This is a genomic window from Clostridium sp. HMP27, from assembly GCF_000765165.1.
Classification (GTDB): domain Bacteria; phylum Bacillota; class Clostridia; order Clostridiales; family Clostridiaceae; genus Clostridium_AK.
Map to the genome: position 1 here is coordinate 1 of NZ_JMFY01000005.1, position 12,863 is coordinate 12,863.

The 12,863-nt window shown below is 30.7% G+C and carries 10 protein-coding genes; 3 read left to right on the forward strand and 7 right to left on the reverse strand.

Features of this window, described 5'->3' with window-relative positions:
• Positions 1–138 precede the first annotated feature (138 nt).
• The 4 genes from DP68_RS03135 to DP68_RS03150 all read right to left on the reverse strand — a co-directional run bounded on the left by DP68_RS03135 (position 139) and on the right by DP68_RS03150 (position 5,551).
• Positions 139–558 carry a MaoC family dehydratase gene (locus tag DP68_RS03135; protein WP_035305971.1) on the reverse strand — a complete coding sequence of 140 codons (420 nt, stop codon included), beginning with the start codon at positions 556–558 and terminating at the stop codon, positions 139–141.
• Between the two features lie 19 nt (positions 559–577).
• Positions 578–1,948, reverse strand: coding sequence for a GntP family permease (locus tag DP68_RS03140; protein WP_291547001.1), 1,371 nt, complete (start codon positions 1,946–1,948; stop codon positions 578–580).
• A 37-nt stretch (positions 1,949–1,985) separates the two neighbouring features.
• Positions 1,986–3,530 (reverse strand): acyl CoA:acetate/3-ketoacid CoA transferase, encoded by a 1,545-nt coding sequence (locus DP68_RS03145; protein ID WP_035305977.1) that lies wholly within the window; start codon positions 3,528–3,530, stop codon positions 1,986–1,988.
• 299 nt (positions 3,531–3,829) lie between these two features.
• The gene (locus DP68_RS03150; protein WP_035305979.1) at positions 3,830–5,551 is read right to left on the reverse strand and encodes a sigma-54-dependent Fis family transcriptional regulator; all 1,722 of its coding nucleotides are present in this window, start codon (positions 5,549–5,551) and stop codon (positions 3,830–3,832) included.
• A gap of 411 nt (positions 5,552–5,962) precedes the next feature.
• On the opposite strand from DP68_RS03150, the gene DP68_RS03155 reads away from it, so the two are divergent.
• Entirely contained in the window at positions 5,963–6,961 is a 999-nt protein-coding gene (locus DP68_RS03155) for a choloylglycine hydrolase family protein (protein WP_035305981.1), read from the forward strand.
• Positions 6,962–7,118: 157 nt separating this feature from the next.
• On the opposite strand, the gene DP68_RS03160 is transcribed toward DP68_RS03155, so the two are convergent.
• Entirely contained in the window at positions 7,119–7,592 is a 474-nt protein-coding gene (locus tag DP68_RS03160; protein ID WP_035305985.1) for a flavodoxin, read from the reverse strand.
• A 269-nt stretch (positions 7,593–7,861) separates the two neighbouring features.
• On the opposite strand from DP68_RS03160, the gene DP68_RS03165 reads away from it, so the two are divergent.
• Positions 7,862–8,704 carry a nitroreductase family protein gene (locus tag DP68_RS03165; RefSeq protein ID WP_035305988.1) on the forward strand — a complete coding sequence of 281 codons (843 nt, stop codon included), beginning with the start codon at positions 7,862–7,864 and terminating at the stop codon, positions 8,702–8,704.
• A gap of 62 nt (positions 8,705–8,766) precedes the next feature.
• Here the strand turns inward: DP68_RS03165 and rlmD are convergent, their stop codons facing one another.
• Together rlmD and DP68_RS03175 are read right to left on the reverse strand one after the other, a co-directional pair.
• Positions 8,767–10,167, reverse strand: coding sequence for a 23S rRNA (uracil(1939)-C(5))-methyltransferase RlmD (gene rlmD, locus DP68_RS03170; RefSeq protein ID WP_052085616.1), 1,401 nt, complete (start codon positions 10,165–10,167; stop codon positions 8,767–8,769).
• A 51-nt stretch (positions 10,168–10,218) separates the two neighbouring features.
• Entirely contained in the window at positions 10,219–10,533 is a 315-nt protein-coding gene (locus tag DP68_RS03175; RefSeq protein ID WP_035305991.1) for an RDD family protein, read from the reverse strand.
• A 433-nt stretch (positions 10,534–10,966) separates the two neighbouring features.
• Between DP68_RS03175 and DP68_RS03180 the strand changes: the two genes are divergently transcribed.
• Positions 10,967–12,823, forward strand: a complete 1,857-nt coding sequence (locus DP68_RS03180) for an LTA synthase family protein (RefSeq protein ID WP_052085617.1) — start codon at positions 10,967–10,969, stop codon at positions 12,821–12,823.
• Positions 12,824–12,863: the final 40 nt, after the last annotated feature.

Below are 12,863 nucleotides of genomic sequence, written 5' to 3' on the forward strand. Positions count from 1 at the left end.
TGCTGCTAGTGGCTTAACTTCTGTTTCAGCAAACTCTCTTACCATCTGTCTTACAAATTCTTGTTCTCTTGTTAATGAAAAATTCATTATACTTTCCTCCCTCATTTATTGTTAATTAATTAACTAGGCTAAGCATATTTATGCTCTTGGCGGCATAACCAAAGCTTCACCTGCAATAACTATTTTACCATCTTGATTAGTACAGGTTGTCCTTAATTTAGCTCTGTTTTTTTCTGTAAGTAATTCTACTATTTCCGCCTCTGCTCTTATTGTGTCACCAATTTTCACTGGTGCCATAAACTTTAATTCTTGACCTAAATATATTGTTCCTGGTCCAGGTAACTGCATTCCTAAAACTGCTGAAATTAGTCCAGATACTAAAATTCCATGAGCAATTCTACCTTTAAATATAGTTTTTTCTGATTCTATTTGATTTATATGCGCTGGATTTAAGTCTCCAGTTATTCCTGCAAAAAGGTATACATCTGTTTCACTTATAGTCTTTTCTATATATGACTTATCGCCTATTTTTAGTTCATTTATTGTTTTTCCCATTATAAATATTACCTCCTTATTTTTATACTAATCCAAAACTAGCTCCAATTATACATACCGCTGTAGCTACAACTGGAATAACTACTGTACACATTCCTATATCTGCATAAGACTCTCTATGTGTAAGACCTGTAATTCCTAGTAATGTTATTACAGCTCCGTTGTGTGGAAGTGTATCAAATCCTCCACAAGCAATAGCTGCTATTCTATGCATTACCTCTGGATTAATACCTAACAGTGCTGCCTTTTGCATATAAATATCACCTAAAGCTCCCAATGCTATACTCATTCCACCTGAAGCTGATCCAGTTATACCAGCTAATACACTTGTTGAAACTGACAAAGAAATTAAAGGTGTTCCTGGTATTGCAAGTATTGCTCCTTTAATTAACGCAAATGCTCCTAATGCTTTAATAACATTTCCATATCCAACTTCTGATGAAGTATTAGCAATTGCTAGTAATGAACCAATTGCTCCATCATTAATAGTCTTTATTATACTTTTGAAGTTCTTTCTCATTAAAACTACTGCAAGTATTGATGATATAACAAGAGCAACAATTAAGCTCCATAATCCTTTTACTTTATCTATAGATGTTCCATAAGACTTAAGGTATTCTGAAGGAATTTTTACTAAATATACACCAATTATATAGTTCAACACTAAAACTACCACTATTGGCAAAATAGCCACAACAATGTTTGGAAGACTAGATACGTCTACTGATTCAAGTCTTTCTTCTTTATGATTTCCATATCCTTCTCCAGCATCCATTGCAGTTTTCACTCTCTTATTAAGCCACATCATACCTAAAACAAATATTACTATTGAACCAATTATACCCAGTACTGGTGCTGCCCAAGCAGTAGTTCCAAAATAAGTCATTGGTATAGCATTTTGAATTTGAGGAGTTCCTGGTAATGCAGTCATTGTGAAAGTAAATGCTCCAAGAGCTATAGCTCCAGGTATAAGTCTTTTTGGTAAATTAGCTTCTTTAAATAATTCAACTGCTATTGGATATACTGCAAATGCAACAACGAATAATGAAACACCACCATAAGTTAATACTGCGCAGGATAATACTACTGCAAGTATCGCCTTATCTTTTCCAAGTTTATGTGCTATAAAATTTGCAATGGATTTAGCAGCTCCTGAATCATCCATTATTTTTCCAAATACTGCTCCGAGTAGGAATAGTGGAAAATAGGTTTTTGCATACCCTGCAAAGTCTTTCATAAATAATTCTGTATATGTTGCAAGTAATGGCATCTCTCCAGAAAATATTACTGCAAGCAGTGCAAGTACTGGAGCCAAAAGTAATACTGTGATCCCCCTATAAGCTAAATACATTAATAATGCTAGAGAAATTAAAATACCTATAACACCTATCATAATAATTCTCCTTTCACTTTTTCACTTATTTTATAAATTAAATTAGTTCCATTAATTCATCTTTAAATATTCTTTCATCCATAATTTTAAGGTTTTCAGATATTATTGGTTCAAAGTCCATATTTGCTAAAATATCATTCTCTAAACTTATGCCTGGAGCTATTTCTGTTAAAACTAATCCTTCTGGCCTTAACTCAAATACTGCTCTTTCAGTTATATATAGAACCTGTTGTCCTATTTCCCTTGCATATTCTCCGCTAAAGGTTATTTGTTCAACATCTTTGATAAACTTTTTAGTCTTTCCTTCTTGCGCAATTATTAACTTTCCATTTTCAACTTTTATTTTTAAACCTCCAGCTGTAAATGTTCCACAATATATTACTTTTTTTGAATTCTGCGTAATATTAATAAATCCACCACAACCAGCTATTTTAGGTCCAAACTTGCTAACATTAATATTTCCCTTTTCATCACACTGCGCTAACCCTAAAAATGCTACATCAAGACCTCCGCCATCATAAAAATCAAATTGATAAGGTTGGTCTAAAATACACTCGGCATTTACAGATGCACCAAAGCTTAAACCGCTTGCTGGCACTCCACCTATCGGACCAGCCTCTACAGTTAATGTCATTATTTCTCCAATACCTTCTTCATTTGCAACTGCAGCCACTCCCTCTGGAACACCAATTCCTAAATTTACTACTGCATTAGGCGTAAGTTCTATAGCTGCTCTTCTTGAAATTATTTTTCTTTCATCTAATTCCATAGGTTTTACAGAATTTAACGGAACCTTTACTTCTCCGCAATATGAAGGGTTAAAATGTTCCGAGAACGTTTGCATATGATTCTCAGGCTTTGAAATAACAATGGCATCTACACATATTCCCGGAATCTTTACAAGCTTTGGATCTAATGTTCCATTACTAACTACAGCTTGAACTTGAGCTATTACTATTCCTCCAGAGTTTTTAGCAGCTTGAGCTATTGATAAAGCTTCTACAGTTGCTGCTTCTTTTTCAAATGACAGATTGCCTTTTTCATCTGCGTAGGTAGCTCGTATTATGCTAACATTTATAGGAAAAGCTTTATATAATAGTCTTTCTTCTCCTTCAATGTTTACAACCTTTACAATATCCTCCTTAGTAACTTTATTTAATTTCCCCCCTTCAACTCTAGGGTCAACAAAAGTTTTAAGACCAACATGAGTAATTGTTCCCACTTTTTTGGCTGCTATGTCTCTAAAAAGATGAGATATTACACCTTGAGGAAGGTTATATGCTTGTACTTTATTTTCCAAGGCTAATTTTTGAAGTTTAGGCGCGAGTCCCCAATGCCCCCCTACTACTTTCGATACTAATCCTTCACGACCTAAGTGATTTAATCCTTTTTCATTTGAATCCCCTTGTCCGGCAGCATATACAAGTGTAAGATTATTAGGTACTCCTGTATTAATAAAACTTTTTTCTATTTCTGATGTTATTTCTTCTGGATGTCCAATTCCTATAAAGCCGCCTATGGCAATAGTGCTGCCGCTTTTAATCATTTGTACTGCTTCTGAAACAGTTTTTACTTTAATCATTAATACCTCTCCTTTCTCATGGTGATTACAAACCTACACTTTAATTAATAAGCAAAAACCGTGCCAATATAAAATTTTCTTTATATTTTTCTTTCTTAATGTTGATTTATCTGGATTTCTTAGTAAAACAGCAAAGAACAAATTTTATAAATATTTAGCCAATTATTTAAAAAGTGTAAGCGTATCATTACACTCTTGAAATTATAGTAAAAAAGTGTATGTAAAATCGTACACTTTTAAAATAAGTTTAAAAATGTGTACGATTTCACATACACTTCACATAATCTTCATTAAATTCTTTATAATATTTTATATTTATTAACCTTCTCATATAAAGTAGTTCTACTTATCCCTAATTCTTTAGCTGCTTTTTGTTTATTGCCTTTGCACATTTTTATAGCATTAATAATTGCATTTCTTTCTGCCTGCCATATAGCATCTTCCAATTTTAAAATATCGAAATCTATTTCAACTCCTGTTATTTCCTTTGGCAAATGTTTTGGCAATAATAAGTTATTTGTATTTTCCATAATATTTATAGCTCTTTCAATTGCATTTTCTAATTGCCTTATATTTCCTTCCCACTTATAGCCTTTCATGTATTCTAAAGCTTCATTTGAAACTATACACTTTTCTCTATTTAATTTTTTAGATATTTTATCACATAAGAACTTAGACAATAATATAATATCATCTTTTCTTTCTCTTAAAGGTGGAATTCTTACAGTAACAACATTAAGCCTGTAATACAAATCAGCTCTAAACTTTCCTTCCTTTACCATGCTATCAAGCTTTTGATTAGTTGCTGCTATAATCCTTATATCTATATTCTTAGGAGAAACACCACCTACCCTCTCAACTTCTTTTTCCTGCAATACTCTTAAAAGTTTAACCTGCATATGCAGTGGCATATCTCCAATTTCATCTAGAAAAATAGTTCCTCCATCGGCTAATTCAAACTTACCAATTTTTCCTTCTTTTTTAGCTCCAGTAAAGGCACCTCCCTCATATCCAAATAATTCCGATTCTAGTAAATCAGATGGAATTGCTCCACAATTAACCTTTACAAACGGTCCGTATTTTCTATTACTATTTTTATGTATAGAATGTGCAAATAGCTCTTTTCCTGTGCCACTTTCACCAATAAGTAATACATTAGAATCAGTTAAAGCTGCTTTTTTAGATAGCTTTTTAGCCTCCATAATTCCATCACTATTTCCAACAATATCAGCAAAAGTATATCTAGCACTATTTTTTTCTTGAAACTGTTCCTTGTATGCTTCTAGTTCCTTCTGAACTTTACTAAATTTCTTGTGTAAAAACTCTAATTCTTTTGCATTTTTAAAAAGCACTTTACCTACAGCACCTTGTATTTCTCCATTAATAAATAGAGGTGTTCTAGTTGCCATCATATATTTATTGCCTATTTTTTGTAATTGAGCTTCTTCTTCTTTTCCTGTTTTAACAACAATATGCATTCTTGTATTTTCAATTACATCTGTAGCATGCTTTCCTATTACTTTTTTATCATCTATTCCTAAAAATTCTGCATATCCCTTACTTATCATGGTTATATATCCATTTTTGTCCACAATTACTATTCCCTCATAAGCCATATTCAAAGCTTGCTTTAGTATATCATTCCAGTTTTTTTCACTTATTAATTCATTTTTTATACTTTCTTTTTCAGTAATATCCTTGAACACATATATTACTTCTTTAATTTCATTATTCTCAATCATTGGAACTCTAGTGATTAGAATTACTTTTTTACCAAGCTTTATATTTTTATTAGTTTTTTTATAATTTCTTTTAGGTAATTGAAATTCCAGAACTTCCGGAATTAAGTCACTTATAATCCTACCTATACCATAATGTTCATCAATATTTAAAATATCCTGTGCTATTTTGTTAATTATATTAATTTTTCCATTAGTATTGGTGACTATTATTCCATCATTTATATTGTTAATTATAGTGACAGAAATATCTAAATTATAATCATTTTCATACTCTTTCATCTGTTTTCCTCCCCATGCAAATATTTCTTATAATATATATAACTTTATTTCCATACAATAATACCCACTTCTGCCTTCAAACTATAAAAGAGCCTTATCATGGGCTCATAAATTTTATTTTGATTCTCATAAATGCATTAAATTATTCTTTAATGTCAATTAATGCAAGCTTTTATATAAATTATATCATATTCGCACTTTTTTACAATAAGTTATACTTTTATTATATTGCCGCTGTATCTGTACATTAGTGCAAACTATTAAGATGAACCGAATTTTTCAACTCAAAGAAGCATATTAATAAATGTTCAGTTATTTTTTTACAAAACGGATGAATTTTAGATTTCAAATATTGGTATAAGCTATGCTTTTTTGGGATGAAATTTTATAACTCATAAGGAGGAAATTAATATGTGTACAGCAATAACATTACGGTCCAAACAAATGGAAAACTTTTTTGGACGAACCATGGATTTTTCTTATCCTATCGAATCACAGCTTTATGTGATACCCAAAAATTATGTATGGAATAATATTTTAAACATGCATAAATTTTGTGATTACTATAGTTTTATAGGAATAGGGCAAGAAGCTGATGGACTACTTGGTTTTTTTGATGGAGTAAATGAGAAGGGATTTGCAGCAGCGGCATTATATTTTGCCGGTTATGCCAAATACAATATACCTGCGAAGAATACAAAAAAAGAACCTGTTGCAGCTTTAGATTTTCTCCATTATATTTTGGGAAGATGCGGATCTATAGATGAATTGGAAGAAATACTTCAGCAAATATCTCTCGTTGGCATGCCAGATCCAATAACACAAACAGTTGCACCATTGCATTGGATTGCCACAGATAAAAGCGGAAAATGTGTTGTTATTGAGCAAACAGGAAAAGGTATGAAATTATTTGAAAATCCCATAGGTGTTATGGCTAACAGTCCTGATTTCAGTTGGCACATGACTAATTTAAGAAATTATATGGATGTTTCTTCAAAGCAGACTAGTGAAGCGTACTGGGGAGAAGTTCAGTTAAAGCCATTTGGTCAAGCTGGAGGAACAATGTTATTGCCTGGGGGCTATACATCACCAGAACGATTTGTAAAAACGGCATATCAAAAAACACATATTGAAATACCTAAAAACAGGGTAGAGGCAGTGATAGCCTGCTTTCATATTATGGAGGGTGTTTCCATTCCAAAGGGAGTTGTTATAACAGATCGAAATACTTATGATTATACGAAATATACAGCTTTTATTAATACAAATACTTGTGAATATTTCTTTAAAACTTATGATAGTAGTCAGATTTCAACTGCAAGTCTTTGGGATAATCATAATTATAAATATAGCACACAGCCAATCCGCCTGGGGAAATTAGGACGTCCAGTTATATTTCAAAAAATATAACTATATTTAACCCGCAGCTCTAAACCATAAGCGTAAAATTTCTCTGTATTTATTTTAAAGCTTTTTAACAAACCAAATCCAGTAGCAAACAATAATAAACTTTCCTACTGGATTTAATTAATTTTCATTCCAAGCTCCTTTGATAAATTAGAACTTGTTATAATTCATGTTCAATTGCCGCAAGCCAATTTGCAACTTCTTCTGATACATCAGCGCCGTTTACAGCAATACCAGGTAGAATTATTGATTTTAAGCATTCTTTAGCTATGTCATTTTCAATTTCACCAAATCCACCGCCTCCATGAGTGCAAAAAGGAATTATTGTTTTACCTGTAAAATTATGTTGTCTAAGAAAGCTCATAACTGGTGGGGCTAATGTTTTAAACCAGTTAGGTGAACCTATAAATATTGTTTGATAATCCTCTATTGATTCATTTCCAGATATTAGCTTAGGGCAAAATCCTCGAGAAATTTCATTTCTTACTTCTTTAGCAGCCGTATTATAATCAAAGGAATAATTCTTATCAGGAATTAATTCTCTTATAGTACCACCAGTCTGTTGTTCTATTTCTAATGCTAAATTCTTTGTGTTTTTGAAAAGCGAATAATAAACAATCAGTGTATTCTTCATATATGTCACTCCCTTTCGTTAGATTTGCCATTTATTAAGTTCTTTATATCTAGCGGCTCTATCAACCTTATCTATATATAATATGCTATTACCTTACGTCACAGTCAAGTGTAAATTTTGAAATCTAGTAGCAATTTAGTACTAGATTATTTATCATTTTAAGTAATTGATATATGAAAAAATAGCATTATTTTGATTGACAACATAGAACTGATTGTTTAAAATATAATTTAATAAAATCAAATGTATTATTAGAAGGAGAACTATAAATGAATATTGATTTTTCAATCGAAGAAGCAGTAAAAAAAAGATACAGTGTAAGAAACTATCAGGACCGAGAGATTGAATCAGATAAAAGAAAAGCAATTGAATCTTTTATTGATTCTTTGGATAATCCATTGGGTAATAAAGTCAAGTTTCATTATCTTGATAACAATGACATAAAAGATAAAGAAAAACTTGGAACCTACGGCGTTATTAAAGGAGCAAGTCAATATATCGGAACAACGATTAAATTAGAACCAATGGCATTAGAAGCATTGGGATATGAATTTGAAGCAGTAATTCTTTACTTAGCACATCTTGGCCTTGGAACCTCCTGGTTAGGAGGAACATTCGACCGCGAAGGCTTTGCCGCCGCTATGAAGATTAAAGAAGGAGAAGTTTTCCCAATCATAACACCATATGGATATGCAACTGCCAATAAGCATGAAAAAGAAATAGAAATGAGAAAGATGATTCAAGCAGATCATCGTAAAGAATGGAATGAATTATTTTATAAAAATGATTTCCAATCACCTCTTACAAAAGAAGAAGCTGGTGATCTTGCCTTTCCATTGGAAATGGTTCGATTAGGACCATCAGCATCAAACAAACAGCCCTGGAGAATTCTTCTTAAAGATGATATGTGCCATTTTTATGAATATAAAGAACCAGGGTATAGCGACTTTTTTTCATACGATATCCAAAGGGTAGATATGGGGATTGCCGCAGCACACTTTGATTTTTCGGTTAAAGAAAAAGGTATTAAAGGTCATTTTCATACAGCATGTCAACCTGAGTTAGAGCTGCCTGAGCATATGGAATATGTTTTTTCATGGATTAGAGAATAAAAAATTAAGGGTAAAATTTACCCTTCATTTTTCATAATTTACAAATACCTATTTTTATAAGTCTAGAACTTTAACTCTTCCCACTCACCATTTGCCGTACTGCTGTCACTTATTTTTGTAAGTTTGACTACCGTCTCAACGTGAGGTGTATGAGGAAACATATCTTTTACTTTTACCTTTTCTATTTTATATCCTTGCTCAGTTAAATACTTTAAATCCGTAACTAAAGTTTTAGGGTTACAAGACACATATATTATATCTGGTGCGTTAAAATCCACCACATATTCTAATGCTACTGGATGCACTCCTGGTCTTGGTGGGTCTAAGATTATAACATCTGGCTTTTCATTTATAGTTTTTATAATTTTAGCAACATCTCCTGCTATAAATTTGCAGTTACTTAAGTTATTAAGTTTTGCATTTTCATTAGCAGATTTTACTGCCTCTTCAATAAGTTCGATTCCTATTACCTTTTCGGCATCTGGAGCTACTATTTGCCCTATAGTTCCTGTTCCACAGTAAAGATCAAATACTGTTTTAGATTTTGAATCTCCCAAGAACTCCTTCACTATACTATAAAGTTTCTCTGCTCCCTTAGAGTTTGTTTGAAAAAATGAAAATGGTGTTATTTTAAATTTAAGTCCTAAAATTTCTTCTATAATATAGTCTCTTCCATAAAGCAATTCTATCTTATCTGCTTGAACTGTATCAGATAATGAATCATTTATGGTATGTAATATTCCTACTAAAGTTCCCTTATAACTTAAGTTTTTAAGAAGTTCAGTTATTTCAGCAAAGTTAAATTCTACTTGAGAAGTTGTAACTATGTTTATAAGTATTTCTCCTGTATTATCAGCTTTTCTTATAACCAAATTTCTTAAATATCCTTCATGACTCATTATTCTATAATGAGGAAATCCCTGCTCCCTAAAGTAAGCTAAAACAGTAGAAAGTATATTTCTATAATCCTCATCTACTATCTTACAATAATCTGCAGTTATTATTCCAAAGCTTCTTCCTTTAGCATGCATTCCTAATGTAAGTTCTCCGCCCTTTTCCATGTCTCCAAAGGTGAACTCCATTTTATTTCTATACTCTTCTTCTTTAGGGCTGCCTTCTATACCTAAATATTCAAATCCTGATAAATTTGCTTCTTCGAAAAGTCTTAATACTTGCTTTTCTTTTAAATTTAATTGAATATCATAAGGCACGTCTTGAGAACTACATCCACCGCAACCTTTAAATATAGGGCATAATGCTTCTCTTTTAAATGCCACATCTTCTAAAATTTTTATAACTTTTGCTTCTGCATATTCTCTTCTTTTTTTACTTAATCTAGCCAAAACCTTTTGACCTGGTAGGGAATTTTTTATATATACCTTTAGTCCATCTGCATAAGCTACCCCTGTAGCTGGAAATTCTATATCCTCTATTAAAAATTCATATTCCTTACCTTTTCTCATCTTATTTTATCTCTCCATTTCTGCTATTGCTCTAAATTCCTACATAAACCTTTATACTGTTTCTTTTTTTATTACTTCTAGTTTTGAACCCTTTTCTCCTATTGTTGCAGCTTTCTTTGTTCTAATTATAGGTGAATAAAGTATACTTACTATAACAAATATTATTAAGACAAATGTTCCTATGTATGGCTTTAATATATTATATCCTGCCACCCTTAAAATAACTTGTAAAACAAAGAAAAGTACTCCTGATATTATAAGCATTATAGCTGTATCTGTAATTGAAGCTGAAATTAAATTACTAAATTTTATATTACCTGTATCCTTAACCTCTTCTACATTATTATTTTCTGTTCCACTTTCCATAATTAATCCTCCAATCTGTTAATTGCGCAATTTATAGAGATCTTTGATTTGATTATAAATTAGCACATATTAAATAAATTGAGATATTTTGTTGCTTCTCAATTCTATTCATTATATTTTACTATATAATTATGCACCAGTATTTTATTATTGTAAATACATGGCTATACAATTATTTAAAATAATAGCTGTTTTAATATATTGTTCATTTATATGATTTTGTCATAAATCAGTTCATGGTAATTTATTGAGATATCTTATATTTTATTGTATTATAATAATCTATGAATCCATACTTGCAAAAATAATTCTTAATAATAGAACTTTTACTTTAGTTTGTGATATTATTATATATAATATTAAACTTGCATGATTTGTAAAATCTTCTAATTTTATTACATAGACAAATTACATTTTAAAGGGGCTTTGAAAGATGTTGATTTTAAAAAATAAACTTTTGAAATATATGGATGTGATTTTCTTTATATTTATTCTTACATTAAAAATATTAATTTATGGCAGACAAATTGAAACTCAATATTTTACTTATAAGAATATATTTCTTGCAGTGTTTGCATCTGTAATGATTATATCTTCTATAGCTTTACTTTTTAAAGATAAACAACGAGCTAACTTTCTTTTTATATTAAATATATTTATGTCATTATTTATAATAGCTGATTTAAACTACTTTAGATATTTTAAGGATGTAATATCTGTTTCAGTGATGTTAAATGGTCTTCAACTACTAAGCGACGTAAAATCTAGTGTAGCAAACTTATTTAAAATTACCGATTTATTTTTCTTATTAGATATAGTTCTTATTGTGCCTCAAATAAATAAATATAAATACAAAAATTTAGCTACAACATCTTTAAAATATAGAATTACTTCATTTGCACTTGTACTTTTAATTGCTTTAGGAATTGATGCATGGAAAATATATAGACTTTCATTGAATCAACCTAAACTTATAAGTACTATGTATAATAGAATTTATGTAGCTAAAAATCTTGGAAACTTAAATTATCATTTTTTAGATGTTTTTAATTCACTAAATAACACTATTGCCAAAAGAACCCCCTTATCCCCTGAAAAAGAGGAAGAAATTAAAAGATTTTTACAAAACAAAACCCTAAATACTTCCTCAAATTTAAAGGGAGTTGGTAAAGGTAAAAATCTAATTGTAATTCAAGTAGAAGCACTACAAGCTTTTGTAGTAAATACTTCTATAAATGGGGAAGAAATTACACCAAACTTAAATAAATGGATAAATAAAAGTGCTTATTTTAATAATTACTTCTATCAAACAGCCTCTGGTGGAACTTCTGATGCAGAATTTTTGTCAATTAACTCCCTATATCCTGCAGACTCTGGTGCCGTTACATCTATTTACTATAATAATGAGTTTAAAGGGCTTCCTAAATTATTAAAAGATAATGGATATTCTGCTACTGCATTTCATGGTTTTAGGGAAAGCTTTTGGAACAGAAACGTTATATATCCTAAATATGGATTCGATGACTTTTATGGAGAAAAAAGCTATACAATAGATGAAAATATAGGACTTGGTCTGAGTGATAAATCTTTTTTTAATCAGAGCTTAAAAAAGATGAAAGCTTTAAAGGAGCCTTATTATGCTCTTTTAATTACATTAAGTAGCCATTATCCCTATGATGATACAAAAAAATACGATGAGTTTAATGTGGCACCTTATGAAAACACACTTCTGGGAGATTATCTTAAGGCAATCCACTATACAGATAAAGAACTGGGAATGTTTTTAGATAAGTTAGATAAAGAAGGTACACTAAAAAATAGTATTATAACACTTTATGGTGATCATCATGCAATTACAAAAACTAACGAAAATGAATTAGCAAGCTTTTTAAATATAGATAAATTTACTGATTTAAAATGGGCCCAAATCCAAAAAGTGCCTATGTTCATTCACTTTCCTAATGATATGTATAAGGGTACTTATAATATGTATGGAGGTCAGATTGACTTGTATCCAACCCTAGCAAATATACTTGGGGTGAAAGCCAGTTCCATCATGGGAAAGGATCTTTTTAACACTAAAGAAGGACTTACTATATTTAGAAATGGCTCCTTTACGGATGGTAATATATTTTACTTGTCTCAGCAAAATACCTACTATGATATAAAATCTTCATCCGTAATACCTGAAACACCTGAAATTAAAAATAAAAAAGACTCTGTTTTAAATCAATTAGAATATTCCGACTTGATATTAAAACATAACCTTTTAAAAGAAATTGGCGACTAAACGATAGTCGCCAATTTCTTTTAGTTACTAGTTCCCCCAA

What these genes read in the sequence shown, in the direction of transcription:
- DP68_RS03140 (WP_291547001.1), bottom strand. Translation starts at nt 1,948, where the DNA reads ATGATAGGTGTTATAGGTATTTTAATTTCTCTAGCATTATTAATGTAT.
- DP68_RS03145 (WP_035305977.1), bottom strand. Translation starts at nt 3,530, where the DNA reads ATGATTAAAGTAAAAACTGTTTCAGAAGCAGTACAAATGATTAAAAGC.
- DP68_RS03150 (WP_035305979.1), bottom strand. Translation starts at nt 5,551, where the DNA reads ATGAAAGAGTATGAAAATGATTATAATTTAGATATTTCTGTCACTATA.
- DP68_RS03155 (WP_035305981.1), top strand. Translation starts at nt 5,963, where the DNA reads ATGTGTACAGCAATAACATTACGGTCCAAACAAATGGAAAACTTTTTT.
- DP68_RS03160 (WP_035305985.1), bottom strand. Translation starts at nt 7,592, where the DNA reads ATGAAGAATACACTGATTGTTTATTATTCGCTTTTCAAAAACACAAAG.
- DP68_RS03165 (WP_035305988.1), top strand. Translation starts at nt 7,862, where the DNA reads ATGAATATTGATTTTTCAATCGAAGAAGCAGTAAAAAAAAGATACAGT.
- rlmD (WP_052085616.1), bottom strand. Translation starts at nt 10,167, where the DNA reads ATGAGAAAAGGTAAGGAATATGAATTTTTAATAGAGGATATAGAATTT.
- DP68_RS03175 (WP_035305991.1), bottom strand. Translation starts at nt 10,533, where the DNA reads ATGGAAAGTGGAACAGAAAATAATAATGTAGAAGAGGTTAAGGATACA.
- DP68_RS03180 (WP_052085617.1), top strand. Translation starts at nt 10,967, where the DNA reads ATGTTGATTTTAAAAAATAAACTTTTGAAATATATGGATGTGATTTTC.